The organism is Delftia sp. 60, assembly GCF_002754395.1.
Classification (GTDB): Bacteria; Pseudomonadota; Gammaproteobacteria; order Burkholderiales; family Burkholderiaceae_C; genus Comamonas; species Comamonas acidovorans.
The window spans coordinates 4,587,858-4,610,841 of record NZ_PEFD01000001.1; the positions used below are offsets into that span (position 1 = coordinate 4,587,858).

At 65.5% G+C, this 22,984-nt stretch carries 19 protein-coding genes and 2 pseudogenes; 6 read left to right on the top strand and 15 right to left on the bottom strand.

Annotated features, from left to right (window positions below):
• Positions 1 to 236: 236 nt before the first annotated feature.
• From CLV01_RS20810 to CLV01_RS20825, 4 genes and pseudogenes are all read left to right on the top strand, one after another.
• A complete protein-coding gene (locus CLV01_RS20810) occupies positions 237 to 1,475 on the top strand; it encodes a DUF6361 family protein (protein ID WP_099733310.1) in 1,239 nt (412 codons plus the stop codon).
• Positions 1,469 to 3,298, top strand: a complete 1,830-nt coding sequence (locus tag CLV01_RS20815) for a phospholipase D family protein (RefSeq protein ID WP_099733309.1) — start codon at positions 1,469 to 1,471, stop codon at positions 3,296 to 3,298. Before CLV01_RS20810 ends, CLV01_RS20815 begins: the two co-directional genes overlap by 7 nt.
• On the top strand, positions 3,295 to 6,618 hold the full coding sequence (locus tag CLV01_RS20820) for a DEAD/DEAH box helicase (protein WP_099733308.1): 3,324 nt from the start codon (positions 3,295 to 3,297) through the stop codon (positions 6,616 to 6,618). Before CLV01_RS20815 ends, CLV01_RS20820 begins: the two co-directional genes overlap by 4 nt.
• A gap of 187 nt (positions 6,619 to 6,805) precedes the next feature.
• Positions 6,806 to 6,916 (top strand): annotated as a pseudogene (locus CLV01_RS20825) (transposase); the annotation flags it as partial.
• A gap of 98 nt (positions 6,917 to 7,014) precedes the next feature.
• Here CLV01_RS20825 and CLV01_RS20835 read toward each other — a convergent pair.
• From CLV01_RS20835 to CLV01_RS20900, 14 genes and pseudogenes are all read right to left on the bottom strand, one after another.
• Complete coding sequence (locus CLV01_RS20835) at positions 7,015 to 8,040, bottom strand: aldo/keto reductase (protein ID WP_099733307.1); 1,026 nt, start codon at positions 8,038 to 8,040, stop codon at positions 7,015 to 7,017.
• Between the two features lie 72 nt (positions 8,041 to 8,112).
• Positions 8,113 to 9,009 carry a sugar phosphate isomerase/epimerase family protein gene (locus tag CLV01_RS20840; protein WP_065346192.1) on the bottom strand — a complete coding sequence of 299 codons (897 nt, stop codon included), beginning with the start codon at positions 9,007 to 9,009 and terminating at the stop codon, positions 8,113 to 8,115.
• Positions 9,010 to 9,074: 65 nt separating this feature from the next.
• Complete coding sequence (locus tag CLV01_RS20845; protein WP_012206245.1) at positions 9,075 to 9,959, bottom strand: 4-hydroxyphenylpyruvate dioxygenase; 885 nt, start codon at positions 9,957 to 9,959, stop codon at positions 9,075 to 9,077.
• A 51-nt stretch (positions 9,960 to 10,010) separates the two neighbouring features.
• On the bottom strand, positions 10,011 to 10,970 hold the full coding sequence (locus tag CLV01_RS20850; RefSeq protein ID WP_012206246.1) for a Gfo/Idh/MocA family oxidoreductase: 960 nt from the start codon (positions 10,968 to 10,970) through the stop codon (positions 10,011 to 10,013).
• Positions 10,971 to 11,052: 82 nt separating this feature from the next.
• On the bottom strand, positions 11,053 to 11,922 hold the full coding sequence (locus CLV01_RS20855) for a class III extradiol dioxygenase subunit beta (RefSeq protein WP_013801816.1): 870 nt from the start codon (positions 11,920 to 11,922) through the stop codon (positions 11,053 to 11,055).
• 1 nt (position 11,923) lies between these two features.
• On the bottom strand, positions 11,924 to 12,382 hold the full coding sequence (gene ligA / locus CLV01_RS20860) for a protocatechuate 4,5-dioxygenase subunit alpha (protein ID WP_012206248.1): 459 nt from the start codon (positions 12,380 to 12,382) through the stop codon (positions 11,924 to 11,926).
• 48 nt (positions 12,383 to 12,430) lie between these two features.
• Entirely contained in the window at positions 12,431 to 13,348 is a 918-nt protein-coding gene (locus CLV01_RS20865; protein WP_043821247.1) for an amidohydrolase family protein, read from the bottom strand.
• Between the two features lie 13 nt (positions 13,349 to 13,361).
• The gene (gene ligK, locus CLV01_RS20870) at positions 13,362 to 14,045 is read right to left on the bottom strand and encodes a 4-carboxy-4-hydroxy-2-oxoadipate aldolase/oxaloacetate decarboxylase (protein WP_099733306.1); all 684 of its coding nucleotides are present in this window, start codon (positions 14,043 to 14,045) and stop codon (positions 13,362 to 13,364) included.
• A 33-nt stretch (positions 14,046 to 14,078) separates the two neighbouring features.
• On the bottom strand, positions 14,079 to 15,107 hold the full coding sequence (locus tag CLV01_RS20875) for an amidohydrolase family protein (protein ID WP_034395662.1): 1,029 nt from the start codon (positions 15,105 to 15,107) through the stop codon (positions 14,079 to 14,081).
• A gap of 37 nt (positions 15,108 to 15,144) precedes the next feature.
• A complete protein-coding gene (locus CLV01_RS20880) occupies positions 15,145 to 16,527 on the bottom strand; it encodes an MFS transporter (RefSeq protein ID WP_099733305.1) in 1,383 nt (460 codons plus the stop codon).
• Between the two features lie 101 nt (positions 16,528 to 16,628).
• Positions 16,629 to 17,753, bottom strand: coding sequence for a 4-oxalomesaconate tautomerase (locus CLV01_RS20885; protein ID WP_099733304.1), 1,125 nt, complete (start codon positions 17,751 to 17,753; stop codon positions 16,629 to 16,631).
• Positions 17,754 to 17,933: 180 nt separating this feature from the next.
• Entirely contained in the window at positions 17,934 to 18,452 is a 519-nt protein-coding gene (locus CLV01_RS20890; RefSeq protein WP_034395652.1) for a hypothetical protein, read from the bottom strand.
• Between the two features lie 184 nt (positions 18,453 to 18,636).
• Positions 18,637 to 19,646: pseudogene (locus CLV01_RS20895) on the bottom strand (tripartite tricarboxylate transporter substrate binding protein).
• Positions 19,643 to 20,506, bottom strand: coding sequence for an amidohydrolase family protein (locus CLV01_RS20900; protein ID WP_099733302.1), 864 nt, complete (start codon positions 20,504 to 20,506; stop codon positions 19,643 to 19,645). The pseudogene CLV01_RS20895 and the gene CLV01_RS20900 overlap by 4 nt, the downstream one beginning before the upstream one ends.
• Positions 20,507 to 20,628: 122 nt before the next feature.
• On the opposite strand from CLV01_RS20900, the gene CLV01_RS20905 reads away from it, so the two are divergent.
• Together CLV01_RS20905 and CLV01_RS20910 are read left to right on the top strand one after the other, a co-directional pair.
• Positions 20,629 to 21,516 carry a LysR family transcriptional regulator gene (locus CLV01_RS20905; protein ID WP_047327543.1) on the top strand — a complete coding sequence of 296 codons (888 nt, stop codon included), beginning with the start codon at positions 20,629 to 20,631 and terminating at the stop codon, positions 21,514 to 21,516.
• A 145-nt stretch (positions 21,517 to 21,661) separates the two neighbouring features.
• Positions 21,662 to 22,438 (top strand): SDR family oxidoreductase, encoded by a 777-nt coding sequence (locus CLV01_RS20910; RefSeq protein WP_099733301.1) that lies wholly within the window; start codon positions 21,662 to 21,664, stop codon positions 22,436 to 22,438.
• Between the two features lie 124 nt (positions 22,439 to 22,562).
• Here CLV01_RS20910 and CLV01_RS20915 read toward each other — a convergent pair whose 3' ends face one another.
• Positions 22,563 to 22,979 (bottom strand): phage late control D family protein, encoded by a 417-nt coding sequence (locus CLV01_RS20915; protein WP_257221436.1) that lies wholly within the window; start codon positions 22,977 to 22,979, stop codon positions 22,563 to 22,565.
• Between the last annotated feature and the right edge of the window lie 5 nt (positions 22,980 to 22,984).

The following is a 22,984-nucleotide window of genomic DNA, read 5'->3' on the forward strand; positions in this document are numbered from 1 at the left end:
GGGGCCAAGAGGCGGCGTTCGCTGAGACCTGCTGTCGGTAAATTCCGGGCGTTAGCTGGGCTTGAGTTTCCGGCGTTGGCGTGCCACTTGGATTGCTACTGTTCTCGCCCTGAGATTGAACCCGACGGCACATGGACTCTCCGGAGCTAGCGACAAATTCGGCACGCTGAACCGAAGCAGCCTTCAATCCATTTGCTGTATGTTTCGGGCAACATGAATATCGGAAGGAGCCTTGTTTGAGCAGTGTCGGATGGATCGACTTTTCTTCGACGGACCGCAAGCGCGTGCACGAAGTCCTAGCGCTGATAAAGGAACCGGGCACTCTGGATGAAATGGGCTTTGGACAACTGCGCGATGCATACGCTGATACGCTTTTCCCCGGCTTCTCCACGATTCAGACTCGCGCACGGTATTTCCTTGCCTTACCAAAGATGATGTTGGGTTGGGCGGATTGGCCGGAGGCAAAGCGCCGCCGCCAACCACTCGCCGAGTATCTGAAAACCGCAGAGAACGAGTTCGCCAGGATGCTCAAGGCCAACTACGATGCGAAAGGCTTGGCTCCTGAAGGCGTGATCGGCCACACCGTGGTTGAGCAAGGAGGCGTCGCGCGGCGTCCGTCCTCGACCTACTGGAACGGTCTGCGTGTGTTCGAGATCGTACGCACAGAAGGCTCGCTCGCGGAGTTCTGTCGTTATTGGCGTCGTGGCGGCGAGCCTCATCAAGTCGTAAGCTCTGAAGAAGGCAACGATGACACCAGGGAGCGCTTCGAGGCCACCGTGCGTCGGCCACCCGGCGCACAAGGCGACTGGCCTATCGGTCTCACTTTAAAGCTGGAGGTGGCCGAAGCGCGTTTCCTACGCGAACGCTTCACTACTGCGCGTGACCTTGACAACACGGTTTGCGCCCAGTTGCTTTCCAATGATCTGGCGGCTAGCGCACTGGACGATAGCCACACCAGCTTTGCCGCTTTCAGCGCATGGGCTGCCGGCCAACCGACGCTCAGTAAGCCCTGCCGGGAGAACATAGCGGCGGCTCAGCGCTTCAGCCTCGCAGTCGAGGGAGCTCATATCGTCTTCAACCGACTGATTGCTGAAGCCATCGACGATGGCGATTTGCGTGCGTCCTGCGATGAGCGCTATGCCGATTGGCACGCAACATCCAGACTCGCTGGCATCTTCCATCCGGGTGCGGACATCGAATGGCTGCGTGTTGCCGACGCGGATGGCACACGAGTGAAGCAGCGGACCATCGATTTCCTCCGCCAATGGAACGCGCTGAATCAGGCTCAAGTGCCGAAACAGTCCAGTCTCGATGCACTTGTGCGTACTCAGGCCGTCGAGAACAAGCCCGCTCGTTCCTTGTTGATCAAACTGCCACGAGAGCGTGCCGACTGGTATGGCATGGGTGCGCTCGACTATCGCTGGCAGACGGTACGGCGCATGTTGAACGATATCGTCGAGGTGCTGCCGTGCTAAAGCTGGAGAATGACCGCCTCGACTACGGCGCTCAATTGCGCGCGCCAGCGGGCTATTCCTTGCACTCGGCCCTGGCGACCACCTTCTCGCTCGATCTCGAAACGCTCACTGCTGCTTCGATCGCGCTCACGCTGGATCAGACGCTGGAACAAGAGGACGAGGGCGAACTTTCGGGCGAGCGTGTGGCGTTGCTCGAATCCATCGATCAGCTTCAAAAGCGCCTGCTGGTGTTTTACCAGCGCGGCAACATCAAGGTACCGAAAAAGTTCAATCGGCTTTTCGCCTTGCTTGAGCCGCTGCTCGTGCCAGTCGTGGCGCTAGAAGGTGCAGACGGTGCTTTCGCGTCGTTCCATCCCAAGGTCTGGCTGCTGCGCTTCTCCGCGCTGGATCAGGCTGGTACAGATCGCTGGCGCTTGCTGGTTCTGTCGCGCAACCTTACATTCGATCGCAGTTGGGATCTTGCCGTGTCCATCGACGGCGAAACGGTGCGTTGCGGCAACGGCGATCCGCGCCTCCTCGCATTCCTCCGATCACTGGTGCAGGACCGGCGCCATGCTGCCGGGATCAAAGCCTGGTGCGATGCACTCAGACATGTTGTCTGGACGGCGCCCGACCAGTTCGACCCGGCGTTCGAGGTGCTTCCAGGCTTTCAGGGCCATGAGAGGAACGTTGGAGTGCCTCTGGAGTTGCCGTCCAAGTTGGACGATCTGCTGGTCATGTCCCCGTTCCTCGATGCCGATGGGAAAAGCATGCTCGCTGACTTAGCCAGCCGCACGCGCTCTATCACCAGGCGCACGCTTATCAGCCGAGGGGACACGCTCGACAGGATTGGCCACGACGCGCTGAGCAACTGGACTTGCCTGTCGCTTTCGGAGCGCGTGGTCGACGGCGAGGAGCGGCACGAAAGCCGCGCGCCAGAACAACAGAATCTTCACGCCAAGCTCATCGTCGCGAAGCACGGCGCGCAGGCCATCTGGCATATCGGTTCGGCCAATATGACGAACGCAGCGTTCGGGCAACCTGGCAAGCTGGCGCTACCCCGCAATCGCGAACTGATGCTGCGGCTCACCGGCAGGAATAGCAAGCTCGGTCCCGGTGCCTTGCTGGAAACATGGGCGACGTCTAATGTTTTCCATACCCACGTGTTTCGCGATGCCGGGCCGGCCAGCCCAGAGGAAGACAGCACAATGCGTCGAGCCGTGCATGCACTCAGTTCCGCCAGGTGGCTTCTCCATGTGAAGGAGGATCCGGCCGTGCCGGGCCGGTTCGACCTGCGACTCGACACAACGCTGGACGGCGCGGCCCTATTGCCTACGGGCTATGAGGCCACTGTGCGCCTACTCAGCCGCGACGATCCGCGCGCGCTGGGCGCCCCGATGGTGTGGATCGGCATCAGCCTGACGGACATCAGCGCATTCCTCTCGATCGAGATCGTCTCGCCGAAAGAGGTGCGCAAGCGATTCGTCATGCAGGCGGTGTTGTCCGTCGACTTGCTCGAACGGCGCAAGGGCGCGTTATTCCGGGAGATCGTCGGTGACGGCAGAAAGCTCCTGCGTTACCTTGCATTGATTCTGGACCTGGATCCGTCGCGCACCGATTGGTCGCGCGCCGACGGCAACGGGCAGCGTGCAGACGTATTCGATCTCGACGACAAGGGTGCGCTCTACGAGCAACTGCTGCGAGCGGCATCACGAGCGCCACACCGGATGAGCCGTGCCATCGATATCTACCGGCGCATTCGCGCCGAGGTCGAAACTTTGCCGGAAGGGCTGGACCTGCTCTTTGAAAGTTTTGCCCGCTACCACCTGGAACGAAACGCATGAAGCATGAAGCGCAACAGCGCCTCCAAGACGCGCTTGATGACTTAAGGGATTTTCAGCGTGCAACCGTCACGGAAGCATGCATGCGTCTCGATGGTCCGAACGGACTGCACGGCCGGCTGCTGGTCGGCGATGAGGTCGGGCTAGGCAAGACGCTGGTGGCGCGCGGGATCGTGGCATCTCTCCTGAGTCGCCGCCTGGAAAACGGTCGCGCAGCGCAGCCGCTCAGAGTGGTCTATATCTGCTCGAACCAGGCGCTCGCACAAGAGAACGCGGGCAAGCTTGCCGTTTTCAGCGGCAGCGAACAGCAGCAATGGGTCAGTTCTCTGCAATTCAGCCGCCTCGCGGAACTCGGCCTGCAGCAGGACGCCCCCAAGCCCGGCGTTCTGATGGAATCGTGCTCGCTCACTCCCGCGACATCTTTTTCGCTGACCCGGGGCGGCGGGAATGCGCTGGAGCGCCATATCCTCTGGCGTGCCGTGAAGGAGGCTCGCCAGATCCAAGACACCCAGCAACTGGAAGAATTCTTTTGCAACGGCGTGAAGGGTGCATGGGAGAGCGCCAAGCGGTCATGCGAGGACCGGGAGCTCGAGCCCATGGCCCGTGCGGAGTTCATCGGACGTCTTAAGGAGCGACCGAGGCTTGACGAGTCCGCGCGAAGCGCAGCTAAAGCGTTGCAACTGAATCTGCACTCATATGCTACTTTGATCCAGAGCCTCTCCGAAGCGGGCGCGCAAGATATTAAGGCGACCAAAAACGGCACGCATCTGGCGACTTGTGTGCGCGGAGGCATCCGCCAGATGTTCGTGGAAGCATGCGCGCGCAATCTGAAGGCGGACATCTTCATCCTCGATGAATTCCAGCGGTTTTCTGCATTGCTGCATGCCGGCTCCGCTTCGCCGGACACCGCTGGCGGCGACGACACCGTCTCGGATGAGCAGATCATCGCGCGGCGGGTACTGCATGAAGGTACCGGCTATGCAACGCTGCTGCTGTCAGCAACTCCGTTCAAGGCGCTGACGCATCTCGACGACGATGGTGAAGGTCAGGCGCACGAGAAGCAGCTCAACGAGCTGCTCGGCTATCTGTGCCGGGACGACAAAGTCGTGCTCGATCATTACGTAAAGGCGCGCGATGCGCTGCTGCGGCAATTGCTGACGCTGCCGGCAGCACCGCTCGTGCCGGGCACGCTCAGCACGACCGAGCGCGACCGCGTCGAAAATGCCCTGAGTCCCTACATCTGCCGCTCTGAACGAGGCGCAATCGAGCCGGACATTGAGAAGATCTTTGTGACCCCGCAGGCGGACGTGCGGGACGCAAGCCCGAAAACGGCGGAGATCGATGGATTCGTCGCGCTCGACCGACTTGCCCAGGCACTCAAGTCGTTTAGCCATGGTCACGCCGTGAGCGATGTCATGCAGTTCCACAAGGCCGCGCCGTGGAGCTTGTCTTTCCTGAGCGGCTACCAGTTTCGCGAGACGCTGCGGCTGCATGCCAAGCAGGCCTCAATCAAGAAGGCACTGAAGGAAGCCGGAGCGGGCTGGATTCCGCACCAGCGCTTCAGGAACTACAGTCTGAATCTGACGCACGAGGCGCCGAGCGGGCGCTTCGCGCAAGTGTTGCTTGCGGCTGCGCCCGAGGGCTCCGAACGACTGCTTTGGGTGCCACCGAGCCTGCCCAACTATGCGGGCTGCGGCCCCTTCAAGGACAAAGAAGGCTTCAGCAAGACATTGCTGTTTTCATCGCTCGTACTAGCTCCGCGTGCGCTGAGCAGTTATGTTTCGTACGAGTGCGAACGGCGTCTGCTGGGCAAGAGCCGCAAGCATCAGGACTACCTGGACAAGCGCGAAGCGTACAAGGGAACCTTGCTATTCGATGGGGTCAGGATCGGGCCGGCTTGGGGGCTGATTTATCCGTCGACGCGCCTGGCTGCCACGCTGGTAGGTCATCCAGGCACCTCGCTCGAGGGTGTCAGGCAGCATGTGCGCGACGAACTAGCGACGGATTTCCGCCTGCTGTGCCAGCACTACGGGCATGGCACGCAGCACTACAGCGCGCGCTGGTACGCGCTCGCCCCGTTCCTGCTTGACACGATTACCGATGGCGAAAACGCGCAGCCAAGCGTGACGCGTTGGGCGCTCGCATTCAAGCAATTCTCACGGGCCAGCCAGGCGCGAAAGGAATACGCGCTTCCTGTTCTGGACGCACTTGCCAGCGCTGATCGCGGGCTCGGCGAGCCGCCAGCGGACCTGCTTGACTGGCTCGTGGATCTTGCGATCGCCGGGCCTGCGGTATGCATGTGGCGTACGCTCGCTGCGGTCTGGGACACTGGCGTGGTCAAAAACTGCTATGACAAACGGCTGGCGCACGCGACGGACTGCGCATCATCCTTCATCGACAAGATGAACCGCATGGAATCGCAGCGTGTGCTGCGAGCCGTGCTGCCCAGGGCCAAGCCCTGGCTTGCTGTCTCATCGTATGCCGCGATGGGCAATTTGCAGGCTATGTTCGACGAGTTCATGCATTTGCTCAGATCGGTTCATCGCGGCATGGACGAGTCGGTCGAGGCGTTTCATGCGGCCATTACACCGGGGGCGGTTTCACTTACAGCGCAGACTGCCCTTCCACCGCTAAAAGGCCAGGTGAAACGGCATGACTTCACGTTCCACTGCCACTACGCCGTGCCCTTCGGCAATCAGAGCAGCACTGAGGAGGAAGGGATCAAGCGAATCGCCAACGTGCGCGCATCCTTCAATTCGCCTTTCTGGCCGTTCATGCTTAATTCAACCTCCATTGGTCAGGAGGGTCTCGATTTCCACTGGTATTGCCGGCGCGTCGTGCACTGGAGCCTGCCTGCCAATCCGATCGATCTTGAGCAGCGCGAAGGGCGCATCAACCGCTACAAATCTCTCGTGGTGCGCCAGCGCATCGCGCAGGCGTATGGCAACGCCTCGACTTCGCCCGCACCTTCCCAGTCTGGCGATGTGTGGACGCGTCTTTTCGATCTGGCAGGTAACGACGAGCGCCGCACGGATCTCGTGCCGTATTGGTACGTCCCGCGTGGCTATGCTTGTCTCGAGCGGATCGTGCCGGTGGCGCCATTCAGCAGCGAAATCGACCGGCTTGACGAAATTCTGCGGATCCTCTCCCTATATCGGCTGTCTTTCGGACAGCCGAGACAACAGGAACTGATCGAGAACTTGCTTCGACGGGATTACAAAGACGCCGACCTGCGATTGATCCGTAATGCGCTTCTAGTCGATCTCGCGCCGATTAACCGTGCTCTCAAAGCTGCTCGCGACCACAGCATAGACGCGGCTTGAGGAATTTCGCTAGAAGTTTCCAGAAGCGGCGGTTAAGACAATGCTGAGCCGAGCGGCAGCCATGGATCAATAGAAATCGGCTGTTCAGGGCAGGTTGCATCCAATGTGAGATAGCCCCCCTGATTCCCAGGCCCCGTCCTATCGCTTATCTTTGAAGATAGGTATAGGACTATGCATATGACTAGGCATACGGAGTCAACAGAGGTGGTCCCTCGGAGAGAAGGCGGCGCTGGTGCGCCGAATCTACGAACCAGGCATGAGCGTATCGCTCGTCGCTCGCAAGGAAGGGGTCTCGGCTGCGCACGGCCCGGGGCTGGCAGATGCGCTTCCACCAGGGCACGCCCACGGCGCCATTCGACCTGGCCGCATCCATGCCATGAGCGGCCTGCGGCGTGTTCAGACGGTTTCGAACGCGTACTTTTCCGTATCCACCTCGCGTTGCGAGGCCACGGCATAGCGGTCGCCCTGGATGCGCTCGGGCTTGAAGAGGTCGTCCAGTTCGGCCAGCAGGGCCGCATCCAGGCGCACGGCGCCGCCGCGCAGGTCTTCGTGCAGGTGGTCCACGCTGGTCGTGCCCGGCAGGGCAATCACATGCTCGCCCTGGTGCAGCACCCAGGCGATGGCCAGCTCGGCCAGCGTGCAGTCGGCGCGCTCGGCAATGGACTGCATGGGCGCGAGCAGCTGCAGGTTCTTCGCATAGGCCTCGGGCGCGAAGCGCGGCATGGCGGCGCGGATATCGCCCTTGACCAGGCCCTCGACCTCCTGGAGCTTGCCGGTGAGGAAGGCGCGGCCCAGCGGGCTGAAGGCCACGTAGGCAATGCCCAGTTCCTTGCAGGCCTGCAGCGTGCCCAGCTCGGCATTGCGCGACCACAGCGAATACTCGCTTTGCAGCGCGGCGATGGGGAAGGTGGCATGGGCGCGGCGCAGCGTGTCGGCGCCGATCTCGGACAGGCCCAGGGCGCGCACCTTGCCCTCTTCCACCAGGCGCGACATCTCGCCCACCGATTCCTCGATGGGCACGCGGCGGTCCCAGCGGTGCAGGTAGTAGAGGTCGATGACATCGGTGCCCAGGCGCTGCAGGCTGTCTTCGCAATTGCGGCGCAGGGTCTTGGGGTGGCCGTCGATCACGCGGCGCACCACGCCGTCTTCGCCGCGCACGCCGGCCATGCCGCATTTGCTGGCCAGGGTGATGTGGTTGCGGTGGGACTTGAGCACGGGGCCGACCAGGGATTCGTTGGCGCCGAAGCCATACAGCGCCGCCGTGTCGAACAGGGTGACACCGGCATCCAGCGCCGCATGCAGCACGGCCTTGCCCTGCTCGGGCGACGGCGGATGGCCATAGGCGTGGCTGAGGTTCATGCAGCCCAGGCCGACGGCGCTGACGGAGAAGGGACCCAGGTGGCGTGTGGACAGGTTGGTCATGGTTTTCTCACAGGGAAAAGAAGCAAGGGAGCGGCCAGCGCTCCCTTGCAATGTCGAAGGCCCATTTTGCCGTCAAACCGACGTGCCCCTCACGCCCGTGCGCGCCCAGGCCGGCAGCGGCACGGGCCGGTGCAGCACGTCGTCGTTGAGCCACAGGGCGCTGCGGCGCGCACGCTCGGCCACGGTGTCCAGCGGCAGTTGCTGGTAGTCGTCGTTGAAGACCTCGAAGCTGTAGTCGCCCCGGTAGCCCAGGCGGTCCAGGCGCAGCACCAGGTCGGCCAGGCGCTCGCTGTGCACGCCCTCGCCCGGGAACACGCGGAAGGTGCGCGCCGTGGCCATGCGCTCTTCGAAGGTGGGGGCGTCGTGCCACATGAAGTCGGACAGCTGCACCAGGAAGATCTTGTCGCGGTCGATCAGCTCCAGCGCGTCCAGCGGCGTCTTGGCGGCCAGGATGTGGAAGGAGTCCAGCCCGATGCCCAGATTGGACGTGTCGGCACGGCAGACCACGTCCCAGCTGGTGGTGAACTCATTGACGGAGCGGCCCCAGGACAGCCCCTCGTAGGCGATCTTCACGCCCAGCGGAATGCCCAGCATGGCCAGCTTGCGCAGGTCGCGCGCAATCACGTCGAGATCGCCCGTGGCATGGCGCGAAGTGGACGAGCAGGCCAGCAGCACGGGGCTGCCGATCTCGGCGCACATCTCCAGCATGGACTTGGCGATGTCCACCTTGTAGTGGTGCAGGTGGTCGGACAGGCCCTCGAAGTCGCGCAGCACCTGAAAGCCCGTGGGCCGCAGGCCGCTGGCGCGCACGGCCGCCGCTGCCGCCTTGACGCCGCCCGGGTGGCCGGCCAGGTCACGCGCACTGAGCATGACCTGGGTGAAGCCCGCGCGCCGGATGGCGTCGAGCTTGGCCTCCAGAGAGCCATTCAGAGTGATGGTGTCCATGCCATAGCTGTCCAGCAAGCCCATGTTGCCCTCCAGGATCGTTGTGTGTATCGGCGGTTGAATCGGACGGCGGCGCGCCAGGCTTTGCACTAGGCGTCGCGGTGCACCAGCTCGAACACCACGGTGCCCATGGCGTTGCGCGTGAGCGCGCCGCGGTCATCGGGGTGCAGGCGGCTCGATTCCACGAACTCCACGCCGCGCTGGCGCAGCGCCTGCACGGCGCCAGGCACGTCGGTGGTGCCCAGGCCGATGCGCTGCAGGCGCTCGGGCATGTCGTCCCACTCCAGGCCCGGGTCGGGCTCGATGAGCTGCCACAGGAAGCGCTTGCAGGGGCTGCGCATGAGCTTGCCCTTGGGCAGGATGCCGAAGCGCTGCGCGTCGGGCAGCAGGTGGAAGTCGAACATGCGTTCGAAGTAGGTGATCCAGTCGGCGCTGCGGCCACGCCCTATGTACTGGACCACGCCGAAATAGCCCAGGCCGGCCAGCGCCGGTGGATGGGGATCAGCCCCGGCGATGGGCTTGAAATCGATGTCATAGATGGAGAACTCCTGCCATCGATCGACAAAGTAGAAGCGGCTGCCACCCGGGCCGTGGATGGCCGGGATGTGCAGCTCCATCGCCTGGGCCTGGCTGGGCGCCGCCCAGGCTCCCAGCTCGATGCAGCGCGTATGCGCCTGCAGGGCATCCTGCACGCGCAGCGCCACGGCCGAGATGACGGGCTGCCCGTCCGAGGCGGCATTGGCCAGCGCATCGGCAGCGCCCGCATTGACCACCAGGTTCATGTCCCCCTGCCGGTACAGCGTCACCTCGCGCGAGCGGTGCCGCGCCACGGGGCGAAAACCCAGCCCCTCCAGCACCTGGCCCAGGGCCTGGGGCTGGCTGGTCGTGTACTCGATGAACTCTATGCCGTCGATCCCGAGGCGATTGGACGCCTCGGGCACGTCTTCCCGGCTGCTGGAGGAGGAATCGGTCATTGCGGTACTCCGGATGGAAACATGGTGCGCTGCGACGGCTCGCCGGGCGGGTCAGGCCTGCAGTTGCTGCTCGAGGTCGTGCAGGACCTGATAGCAGGGCAGCACCTGGGCCACGCTGGAATTGGGCTCGCGGCCTTCGCGGATGGCGGCGAAGAACTCGCGGTCCTGCAGCTCGATGCCATTCATGGAGACATCAACCTTGGAAACGTCGATCTTCTCTTCCTTGCCGTTGACCAGATCGTCATAGCGCGCGATGTAGGTGCCGGTATCACCGATGTAGCGGAAGAAGGTGCCCAGCGGGCCGTCGTTGTTGAACGACAGGCTCAGCGTGCAGATCGCGCCATTGGCGGCCTTGAGCTGGATGCTCATGTCCATGGCAATGCCCAGCTCCGGGTGGATGGGGCCTTGCACGGCGTTGGCCTTCACGATGGGGCTGCCGGCCTGGTAGGCGAACAGGTCCACGGTGTGGGCGGCGTGGTGCCACAGCAGGTGATCGGTCCAGCTGCGGGCCTGGCCCAGCGCGTTCATGTTGGTGCGGCGGAAGAAATAGGTCTGCACATCCATCTGCTGGATGTTGAACTCGCCGGCCGCGATCTTCTTGTGCACCCACTGGTGGCTGGGGTTGAAGCGGCGCGTGTGGCCGCACATGGCCACCAGGCCGGTCTGCTTTTGCAGATCGGCCACGGCCTGGGCGTCCTTGAGGCTGTCGGCCAGCGGGATCTCCACCTGCACATGCTTGCCGGCCTTCAGGCATTCGATGGCCTGGGCGGCATGCATCTGCGTGGGCGTGCACAGGATGACGGCGTCCACCTCGGGCAGAGCCAGGCTGTCGGCCAGTTCGGTGGTCACATGCTTGATGCCGTACTTGTCGGCCACTTCCTGGGTCTTGGCCAGCTCGCGGCCCACCAGGGAGACGACTTCAACGCCGTCGATGTTCTTGATGCCGTCCAGGTGCTTGATGCCGAAGGCACCGGCGCCCGCCAGGGCGACTTTGATGGTCTTGTTGCTCATATGAGTCTCCGTAGAGCCGCCTCAAGGAGGCGAAGGCCCCCTCGGGGGGCAGTGAATACACGCAGTGATGAACGTGGGGGCCTCAGCCGTTCTCCAGGATGAGGTGTCCCACGGCCGTATTGGACGCGGGCACATGGTAGAAGCGGTGGTTGACCTTGGGCAGCGGCGCGGGGCCATCCACATCGGCCATGGCGCCGCGCGCGATCAGCCACATCACCAGCTCGATGCCTTCGGAGCCGGCCTCGCGCACGTAGTCGATATGCGGCATCTTGGCCAGGCCGGCCGGGTTCTCGATCAGCAGGTCCAGGAAGCGGTTGTCCCACTCCTTGTTGATCAGGCCGGCGCGCGCGCCCTGCAGCTGGTGGCTCATGCCGCCCGTGCCCCAGATCTGCACGTTCAGGTCTTCGTCGAAGCTTTCCACGGCTCGGCGGATGGCCCGGCCCAGGTTGAAGCAGCGCTGGCCCGACGGCACGGGGTACTGCACCACGTTGACGGCAAACGGAATCACCGGGCAGGGCCAGGCGCCCGTGCGCGCGTCCTGCTGGCCGCACATCAGCGACAGCGGCACGGTCAGGCCGTGGTCCACGTCCATCTTGTTGACGATGGTCAGGTCGAAGTCCTGCTGGATCACCGACTGCGCGATGTGGCTGGCCAGCTCGGGATGACCGACGACCTTGGGCACGGGGCGCGGGCCCCAGCCTTCGTCGGCGGGCTGGTATTCAGCGGCCGTGCCGATGGCAAACGTCGGGATGAAGTCCAGGCTGAACGCGGTCGCGTGGTCGTTGTAGACCAGGAAGATCACGTCGGGCTTGTTGTCCTTGAGCCATTGGCGCGAGTGCTCGAAGCCCTTGAACAAAGGCTGCCAATAGGGCTCGTCTGCCTTGCCCAGGTCCATGGCCGCGCCGATGGCGGGCACATGCGAGGTGTAGACGGATGCGGTGATGCGCGCCATGTCAGTTGCCTTCCTTGTTGTTCTTGTCCACGCTGCCGGCCTTGCCCTGCGGCTGGCGGTGGGCCTGGGCATCGCCCTCCTCGCCCACGCGGCGATTGCCTTCGGCCGAACGGCCTCCGCCCACCATCATGTTGCGGTATTCCTCTTCGGACATGCCGGTCATGGAGCCTGCCATCTGCTGGAAGCTCTTGCCGTCCGTGGCGCCGATCTTGGCCAGAAAGTAGATGTTGCCGCCCGTGCGCATGCACCAGTTGAGGTCGCGGGCCAGCACGGCCTGCTTCTGTTCCTCGCTCATGGCCCATTCGTCCAGGTAGGCACGCTCGTCGGCCTTGAAGCGCTCGCGGTTCTCGGCCTTCATCAGCGACATGCAGAACTGGTTGAGCCAGTAGCCTTTGCGGGACTGCTCGGCATCAAAAATGATGGTGCCGGGCACGTCCAGATAGGGTTTGTCCAATGCCATGGATATCTCCTTGAATATGTCCGGCACCCTGGCCGGACATGGTCGCCTTCAGGCCTCTTCGGGCCAGTAAAGGCGCATGGGGTTGTCCACCAGCAGCTTGCGCTGCAGTTCGGCCGTGGGGGCGATGTGCGGGATGAAATCGACCAGCAGGCCGTCATCGGGCATGTGGTCCTTGAGGTTGGGGTGGGGCCAGTCGGTTCCCCACAGCACGCGGTCGGGGAACTCCTCGACCACGCGGCGGGCGAAGGGCACCACGTCGCGGTAGGCATTTTGCTCGCCGTCCAGCGCCTTGGGGCCGGTGACGGACAGGCGCTCTGGGCAGCTGACCTTGCTCCAGACGTTCTGGTGCTCGCGCATGAACCTGAGGAACAGCTCGAACTCGGGGCCGTCCACGGGCTTGTTCACATCGGGGCGGCCCATGTGGTCCACGACCACGGTGGTGGGCAGGCTGGTGAAGAAATCCCACAGCTCGGGCAGGTCCACGGCCTCGAAGTAGATGACCACATGCCAGCCGAGCTTGGCGATGCGGCCCGCGATCTCCATCAGCTCGTCCTTGGGCGTGAAGTCCACCAGGCGCTTGACGAAGTTGAAGCGCACGCCGCGCACGCCGGCGGCGTGCAGCTCCTGCAGCTCCTCATCGGTCACGCTGCGGCGCACCGTGGCCACGCCGCGCGCCTTGCCGTTGGCGGCCTTGCAGGCATCGACCATGGCGCGGTTGTCGGCGCCGTGGCAGGTGGCCTGCACGATGACGTTGCGCGCAAAGCCCAGGTGGTCGCGCAGCGCGAACAGCTGCTGCTTGCTGGCGTCGCAGGGCGTGTACTTGCGCTCGGGCGCAAACGGGAACTCATCGCCGGGGCCGAAGACGTGGCAGTGGGCATCCACAGCGCCTGCGGGCACCTGGAACTTGGGCTTGGAGGGGCCGGCGTACCAGTCCAGCCAGCCGGGGGTCTTCTCGAAATTGCTCATGCGCTTCTCCTCCTCAATCGATATAGCGCAAGCCGGCCTTCTCGAGCGGCTCGCGCATCTTGTACATGTCCAGGCCCAGCACGCCGGAAGCCAGCTTGGCGCGCTTCTCGCCCTCGAAGCTTTCGCGCTTTTGCGCGGCTTGCAGCGTGGCGGCGGCCTTGGCGGCGGGCACGCAGACCACGCCGTCATCGTCGGCCACGATCACGTCGCCGGGCGTGACCCACATGCCTGCGCAGACCACGGGGATGTTGACCGAGCCCAGCGTGGCCTTGATCGTGCCCTTGGAGGAGATGGCGCGGCTCCACACGGGGAAGTTCATTTCCTGCAGCGTCTTCACGTCGCGCACGCCGGCATCGATGATCAGCGCCCGCGCGCCACGCGCTTGGAAGCTCGTGGCCAGCAGGTCGCCGAAGTAGCCGTCCGTGCATTCCGAGGTCACGGCCGCGACCACGATGTCGCCGGGCTGTATCTGCTCTGCGGCCACATGCATCATCCAGTTGTCGCCGGGCTGCAGCAGCACGGTGACGGCCGTGCCCGAGACCTGCTGGCCCGCATAGATGGGACGCATATAGGGCTTGAGCAGGCCCACGCGGCCCATGGCCTCGTGGACGGTGGCCGAGCCCAGGGCGGCCAGGCCGTCGGCGGTCGCGCGGTCGGCGCGCTGGATGTTGCGGTAAACCACACCGAGTTCGTACATGGTGTTCTCCTTGGATCTGTGGTGGCGGCCTGCTTACAGGCCCTTTTGCTTGAGGGCGGCGTCCATGCGCGGGAACACGCGGCGCGCGTTGCCTTCGTAGACCTGGTAGCGCTCCTCTTCGGTGAGGTTGGCCGTGGCCTCGATGTAGCGCTTGGTGTCGTCGTAGTAGTGGCCCGTGGTCGGGTCGATGCCGCGCACGGCACCGATCATCTCGCTGGCGAACAGGATGTTCTTGACGGGGATCACCTTGGTCAGCAGGTCGATGCCGGGCTGGTGGTAGACGCAGGTGTCGAAGAAGATGTTGTTGAGCAGGTGCTCGTCCAGCAGCGGCTTCTTGAGCTCCTGCGCCAGGCCGCGGAAACGGCCCCAGTGGTAGGGCACGGCGCCGCCGCCATGGGGGATCAGGAACTTGAGCGTGGGGAAGTCCTTGAACAGGTCGCTGGTCAGGCACTGCATGAAGGCCGTGGTGTCGGCATTCAGGTAGTGGGCGCCCGTGGTGTGGAAGCACGCGTTGCAGCTGGTGGAGACGTGGACCATCGCGGGGATGTCGTACTCCACCATCTTTTCGTAGATGGGATACCAGGAGCGGTCCGACAGCGGGGGCGAGGTCCAGTGGCCGCCTGAAGGATCGGGGTTCAGGTTGATGCCCACGTTGCCGTACTGCTCCACGCACTTGACCAGTTCGGGAATGCAGGTGGCGGGGTCCACGCCCGGCGACTGCGGCAGCATGGCGGCCGGGATGAAATGCTCGGGGAACAGTTCGCTGACGCGGAAGCACAGCTCGTTGCAGATGGCGGCCCAGGTGCTCGATGTCTGGAAGTCGCCGATGTGGTGGGCCATGAAGCTGGCGCGCGGGCTGAAGATGGTGAGATCGGAGCCGCGCTGCTTCATCAGCTTGAGCTGGTTGGTCTCGATGGTCTCGCGGATCTCGTCGTCGCTGATCTTCAGGTCGCTGGCCCTGGGGGCCTTGGACGGGTCCTTGAGGCCTGCGATCTGCAGGTCGCGCCAGGCGCCCAGGGCCGCGGGCGCGGTGGTGTAGTGGCCGTGTACGTCGATGATCATCGGATGGTCTCCTGCGTCTTTATGGGGTGGGAATGTGTCAGTGGAGGGGTGCGGCAGGCGCCGCGCCGCCTTGCGGCTCGGGACTGCTGTACTGCTTGATGATGAGGGCGGCCATGGCGATCACGCCCGGAATGGCCACCACCGCAAAGATCTCGCTGAAACCCAGCTGGCGCGCCGACAGCTCGGCCACCAGGAAGGAGCCCGCAATGCCGCCGAAGCGGCCAATGCCCAGCATCCAGGCCACGCCCGTGGCACGGCCCCGCGTGGGGTAGTAGGCGGCGGCCAGCGCCGGCATGGACGATTGCGCGGTGTTCATGATGGTGCCGGCCAGGAAGACGGCCACCACCAGCCAGCCCAGGTGGCCGGCCGTCTGGCCGATCCACCAGATGGAGGCCGCCGTCAGCGCATAGCCGATGGCGATGATGCGGTTGGCATTGAAGCGATCCATGAGCCAGCCGAACAGCACGGCGCCCACGCCGCCCAGCGGGAACAGCGCGGCCACCAGGGTGCCGGTCTTGGGGTCCAGGCCCGCTTCCTTGAACAGCACGGGCATCCAGTTCATCAGCGCGTAGAAGATGACCAGTCCCATGAAGTAGGCGATCCACAGCATGATCGAGCCCACCCGGTACTCGCGCGACAGCACCACGCCCATGCCGCTGCTGGCCTGGGATTCGGGCTGGGGCTTGGACTCGGTCATCACGAAGCGCTGCACGCCCTGCACGGCATCACCGGCAATGCGCGCCAGCACCTTGCGGATGCGCTCGGCCGGGTAGTTGTTGGCCACCATGTGGCGCACCGACTCGGGCAGCAGCACGACCAGGGCCACCAGCAGCAGCAGCGGCGCGGCACCGCCCAGGATGAGCACGCTGCGCCAGCCGAAATGCGGGATCATCCAGGCCGCCAGGAAGCCGCCGAAGGCCGCGCCCAGCGGAAAGCCGCAGAACATGGCGTTGGTCAGCGTGGCGCGGCGCGAATCAGGGCAGTACTCGCTCATCAGCGTGACGGCATTGGGCATGGCGGCGCCCAGGCCCAGGCCGGTGACGAAGCGCAGCACGGCCAGCGTCCAGATGTCGGGCGAAAAGCCCGAAGCCAGGCAGGACACGGCAAACACCGCCACCGAACCCACCAGCACGGTCTTGCGGCCCAGCCGGTCAGCCAGCGGACCAGAGAACAGGGCGCCTGCGGCCAGGCCGAACAGCGCCGCGCTGAGCACGGGCGCCAGCGCAGGCTTGCTCACGCCCCACTCGCCGATCAGCGAGGGCGCGATGTAGCCGATGGCCGCCGTGTCAAAGCCATCGAGCAGAACGATCAGGAAACACAGCGCAAAGATCACCCACTGGAATCCCGAAAACGGGTGCTCGTTGAGCAGGGTCTGCACATTGACGCCGGTTGCTGCGGCGTCCTTCTGGACGGATGTCATGACTTGTCTCTTCCACTGTCTCTCGGCCTGGCGGATACCGCATCTGCGCGCGCGACCCGCCCCTTGCACTGCAGGGGCCGGCAAGCCCCTGCGCTGTTTCTTCAGTCCTGCCTGCGGCCGTCCCAGACCGAGCGCGGCACCATCACTTCGCCGCGCATCAGCAGGCGCGCCGTGCGCAGCAAGGCGGCCTTGGTCACCACCTCGGGGTGGGCCGGATCGCTGTCCAGCGTCACGCTGAATTCGCCCGTGGGATGCTCCACCGACACCGTGAGCGGGCCCGCGCCCTGCGTGAGCTGCGCCACGCCATCGCACACGGTGCCCGGCATCTTCACGGCCGTGCCCACGGTGACGGCTGCCAGCACGCCGATGGCGTCATGGCAGACGTGGGGGATGAAGCTGCGCGTGGTCAGCGCGCCGCCATGCTGGGGCGGCGCGATCAGCGTCATCTTGGGGTAGTTCTTGGCCGAGACATCGCCCAGGCCCATGGTCCGGGAGATCTGCAGGCGCAGCGCCTCGATGCGGCGCTTGAGATCGGTGTCGGCGTTGAGCTCGGCCACGGTCTCCAGGCCGGAGGCGCCCACGTCGGCAGCCTTGAAGATCACCAGCGGCATGCCGTTGTCTATGCAGGTGACGTCAAGCGTGAAGTCTTCGAAACCCTCGCCCGTCACCGTGACCGTGTCCCGGGGCTTGCCCGTGGGCAGCAGGCCCGAGCAGACCGAGCCGGCCGTGTCCAGGAAACTGATTTCGATGGGTGCCGAGCTGCCGGGCGCGCCGTCGATGCGGGCCGAGCCTTCGTACTCCACCTGGCCGCCCGGCGTCTGCACGGTGATGTCGGCCGCCATGCCGGTGTTCAGCGTCAGCACGCGGAAGGTGCTGGTCTCGCCGCGCGAGGAGACCATGCCGGTCTCCAGCGCAAAGGGAACCACGCCGGCCAGCATGTTGCCGCAGTTGGGCGTGGTGTCCACCGTGTCCTTGTCGGGCTGCAACTGGGCGAAGAGGAATTCGAGGTCGATGCCCTCCTTGTCGGAGAGGCTGACGATGCCGACCTTGCTAGTCAGCGGATGCGCGCCACCCACGCCGTCGATCTGCCGCTTGTCGGGCGAGCCCATGGCCGCGAGCAGCACGCGGTCGCGCGTGGGCAGGTCGGAGGGAAGATCGGTGGCCCGGAAGAAGGGGCCCTTGGAAGTACCGCCCCGCATCAGCAGGCAGGGAATGGCCGTTTGCATGGCTGTCTCTATCAGTATGGGTATGACAGCTATTGTGAGCATGGCGCGGGCCAGACACCACTGAGCAAGCCCGCTAGCAGCTATAGCAAACCGGCATAGCTCAGTGCCAGGCTTGCGCTGCGGGTTGCGGCGCCCGTGCGCCGCAACTGCTTGATACAACTTATTTTTGTGCGGTGCCGCTCAATCGCGGCCATGGCCTCGGCCGCGATCATGGCCATGCCCGGGGCCACGGTGATCATCACCACGCCCGCCATGGCGATCGTGGCGGTCGTCACGGTCCCAGCGGCGGTCATCGCGGCGGTGTTCCCATTCGCGGTGGCGGCGCTCCTCGCGCCAGCGCGGATCGGGACGCGGCGGCCCGGCATGCCAGTGCGGCGGCGGGTTGCGCAGGAAGTACACCGGGCGGCCGCAGGCGCCGTAGCGGGCGCAGTGCTTGCCCCAGTGCTTGGCGTGGCCCGGGGGCACCCACATGTAGACAGGCGGCGGAGCCATGGGGGCCGGCGCAATGATCACGGGGCGCTGGTACAGCAGCGCTGGCGGCGGCGCGTTGCCGATGTCCACGGTGCCGTAGACGCCCGGTGCCAGCTGGCCCGAGACCGAGCCGCTGATGTAGGTCTGCGCCTGGGCCGCAAGGGCCGAGCAGGCCAGCGCAAAGGCGGCCGCGGCGCGCAAGGTGGTTCGCAAGGTGAGCAGGGCCATGTTCTTTTGAAGTGGGTGAAACAGGAAAGGCCCCGTTTCTACCAAGCGCGCGGGGCCGCGTGGGCCGCTGCGCCTGAAAAGGTGTAAGAACCCGTTCAAGCCAGCGCCCGTACCTGTTCAACGCGCCAGGGCTGCCTGCGGTGCACAGCAGACCGCAATGGTCCGCTTTCTGGCCTGCACGCGCTCAGTCCAGCTTGAGCCGGGAATCCTTCACCACCTTCTGCCATTTGGCGATCTCGGCGCGGCGGAAGGTCTCCAGCTCGGCCGGCGTGGAGCCTATGGGCTCGGCGCCTATGCCAGCGAGCCGTTCCACGATGGCGGGTTCGCGCAGCACCTTGGCCAGCACCGTGGACAGCCGGTTCACGATGGCCTGCGGCGTGCCGGCCGGCGCAAAGATGGCGTTCCATTCATAGGTCTCGTAGCCGGGCACGCCCGACTCGGCAATGGTCGGCAGCTCGGGCGCGGCCTTGGAGCGCTCCAGCCCGCCCACGGCCACCGCGCGCAGCTTGCCGGTCTTCACGTGCTGCCAGGCCGAGCCCATGCTGGCAAACATCAGCGGCACCTGGCCCGACATCACATCCATCATGGCCGGGCCGCCGCCCTTGTAGGCCACATGGTGCAGCTGCGTCCTGGCCAGCAGGTTGAACAGCTCGCCCGCCAGGTGCTGGGCCGAGCCCGGACCTGCGGACGCAAAGTACAGATGCCCGCCCCCTCGGAGCGGCCGGCCTGGATCAGGTCCTGCACGCTCTTGATGGGCGACGAAGGCGCAACCACCAGCACATTGGGCACGCGCAGCAGCAGCGAGACCGGCGCGAAGGCCTTGAGCGTGTCGAACTGCATGCGCGCGTGGATGGCGGGGTTCTGCGCGTGGTTGGAGGCATCGAGCATCAGCGTGTAGCCGTCGGGCTGGGCCTTGGCCACCTGGGCGCCGCCGATCATGCCGCCTGCCCCACCCCGGTTCTCGATCACCACGGGCTGGCCCAGCTCGGCAGACAGCCTGGGGCCGATAAGGCGCGCCACCACATCGACGGTGCCGCCCGGCGGATAGGTCACGACCAGGGTGACGGGGCGCTCGGGGTAGTTGGGCGCTGCAGCCGCTGCAGCCGCTGCGGCCGGCGCGGCCATGCCGGCAACGGCCGAAAGCAGGCCTGCGGCCGCCCACAGGCTGGCGGTGCGTCTGGACAGGGAATTCATGGTGTGTCTCCTTGGTTTGGCATGTCGTTTTGGAATCGGAACAGCTCGAAGGCGGTGCGGCCCAGCACGGCCTGCAGGGGGCCGGCATCGTCCAGCCAGTCCTGCAGCCAGCGCACGGCCGCCGGATAGCTGGCCTGGCCGGCGTGCTGCGTGTGCGGCCAGTCGCTGCCCCAGAGCAACCGCCCGGCCGTGAAGGCCTGCAGCAATTGCGCGGTGGCCTGCCGGCCCGAGGCGGCGCAGTCGGCGGCCTGCCAGATGCGGTAGGGCGCGGACAGCTTGACCCACACACGGCCGCTGTCGGCCTGCTGCAGCAGATAGCCAAAGCCCGGGTCGCGCACGCCCAGGGCCGGGTCAGGACGCCCGAAGTGGTCAACCACCACGCGGCAGCCGGCCGCCAGCAAGGCGGGCAGCAGGTCCGGCAGGCGCTCGGCCTGCAGGTGCAGCTCCACATGCCAGCCCAGGGTGTTGGCCAGCTCCAGCACGCGGCGCCAGCCGGGCGCATTCAGATCGGGCAAAGGCAGGCCGATCAGGTTCAGGCGCATGCCCACCACGCCGGCATCGGCCAGGGCCTGCAGTTGTTCATCGCCCGTGCTCTCATCCACCACGGCCACGCCGCGCAGGCGCTGCGGCTGGGCGCGCAGCGCCTGGAGCAGGTAGCTGTTGTCCGTGCCCAGAAAGCTGGGCTGCACCAGCACGCCATGGGCCAGGCCGTGCGTGTCCAGGTGGTGCAGATAGGTGCCCAGGAGCGCATCCTCGTCGGGCGCATAGCGGCGCGCATCCGGCATGGGCAGGCCACGCTCGAAGACATGGGCATGGGTATCGACGCTGGACGCAATGGCGAACCGGGGCACGGCAGACACGGGAAGAACTCCTTGTGGGTTGCGCCACGCAAGGCGCGGCGCTGGGGGCATGGGGCCGGATTCTAGGAACGGGGGGTATATATTTCCATTCTTCAAAATGGATTTATTCATACCGGATCAATATGGAAACCCGGCATCTGCGCTACTTTCTCGCGGTGGTGGACCAGGGCAGCGTCAGCCGCGCAGCCGACTGGCTGGGCATTGCACAGCCGGCCCTGAGCCAGACCCTGGCCCGCATGGAAAAAGACCTGGGCGTGCAGTTGTTCCAGCGCTCACGCCAGGGCGCCCTGCCCACCCCGGCCGCCCTGGCCATGCTGGACGATGTGCGCACCAGCGTGGCCCGCATAGATGCCGCCGCCAGCCGCGCGCGCGAGATCGCCAGGGGCAGTGCGGGCCAGTTGACCGTGGGCCTGGTGTCCTCGGCGCTTTTCGGCACCCTGCCCCGCGCCCTGCGCGCGTTGCGGCAGCAGGCGCCCGGCGTGCGGGTCATCCTGCGCGAGATGAGCAATGCCGAGCAGGCCGAGGCCCTGCAGACCGGCGCCATCGACATCGGCCTCATGCACACGCCCGTGGCCGTGGGCGGGCGCATGCGCGAGCGCCAGTTGCTGCGCGAGCGCCTGGTGGCCGCCGTGCCCGATGAATTCCAGATCGGCGAGGACGGCCAGGTCAGCCTGGCCCAGATCGCCGAGGCCGGGCTGGTGATGTACCCGCAGGCGCAATTGCCCGTGCTGCATGCCGGCATCCTCGACGCGCTGCGCAAGGCCGGGCACGAGGCCCATGTGGCGCAGGAAGCCAACCGCACCCTCACCGTGCTGGCCTGCGTGGCCGGCGGCTGCGGCGTGGCCCTGCTGCCCAGCTGGATACGCTCCATGGACTTTCGCGGCGTGCGCTTTTGCGAGGTGCGTGACGGCCAGGCCCTGCCCAGCCTGGACCTCAGCGCCATCTGGCCCGCACGCTCCACGCCCACGCTGGCCGACCTGTTCGCGCACCTGGAGCTGGGCGAAGACTGAGCTCTCCCTAGCCCGCTGCAACCATGTGCAGCGCGGCACGGCACCACCGAGCGCGGCCCGGCGCCCGTGCAAGAAGCGGGATGCGCGCCCGCCTGCGCGGCACTACAAACCGCTTTCCCTCATTCACGGAAAGAAAAGGTGCGAGATGCAGCCATCGCCACAGCAACTCCACGGAAAAGTCGCCCTCATCACGGGCGCCAGCTCAGGCATAGGCCGCGAAGCCGTCAGGCTGTTTGCCCGCCACGGCGCCAGGCTGGTCCTCACGGCCCGCCGCCAGCCGGAACTGCAGGCCCTGGTGGAGGAGATAGAGCAGGACGGCGGCCAGGCCATCGCGCTGGCCGGCGATGTGCGGGACGAGCCGCTGGCACAGGCCCTGGTCGAGACCGCCACGGAGCGCTTTGGCGGCCTGGACATCGCCTTCAACAATGCAGGCATGACCGGCGATCCCTGCGCCCTCCCCGATCTCTCGCTGCAGGCCTGGCAGGACGCCATCGCCACCAACCTCACCAGTGCCTTTCTGGGCGCCAGGCACCAGATACCGGCCCTGCTGGCACGCGGCGGCGGCTCGCTGATCTTCACCTCCACCTTCGTGGGCCATACGGCGGGCCTGCCCGGCATGGGCGCCTATGCCGCCAGCAAGGCCGGCCTCGTCGGCCTCACCCAGGTCATCGCCGCCGAATACGGCCCCCGCGGCCTGCGCGCCAACGCCCTGCTGCCCGGGGGCACCGACACTCCCATGGGCCGCGCCAGCACCCCCACGCCCGAGGCGCGCGCCTTCGTCGAAAACCTGCACGCGCTCAAGCGCCTCGCCACGCCCGCAGAAATCGCGGCGGCGGCGCTGTTTCTGGCGTCGGACGCATCCAGCTTCATCACGGGGACGACCATGGTGGTCGATGGTGGCGTGTCCATCAACCGGACTTGAACGAGACCCCTGGCCGGCATGCCCAGGCCAGGGGCCGCAGCGCCTGGACCGCATCTGTCCCCGTCCTGGCCCTGCCTGCCCGTGCAACTTCAGGGCCGTCGCTGCAATGGCGGCCCGGTTTGATTTACTGCTCCAGCTGCCGGGCGTGGATGTTTTGCGGATCGCCTGCGCCGGCCTTTTCAGGAGGATAGAAAGGAATGGATTCATCCCCAGGCAATGCGCTGTGCGAGGCATGCTCGAAGAAGAAGTAGATGCCTTCGTGCTGCATCCACCGCGGGACAAGGTCGCAATCGCTTTCGTTGTATTGAACGCAGCAGTACCCGCTGCGATTGCCGCGCGTGAGTTTCTTTCGCAGCGGATGGCCATAGACGCCCAATACCTGCTCGATGATGTCGGGCACGGTCTGGTTCTGGAGGATGCGAAAGTCGCTCCTGCGCTTGGCCAGCCACAGCCAGGGGCTCAGGCGGGCCTTGCAGGCGTAGCCGCGGTGGACCTGGCCCTGCATGCCCAGGCGGGCGACAATTCCGTAGATGTAGCGCATTGCGC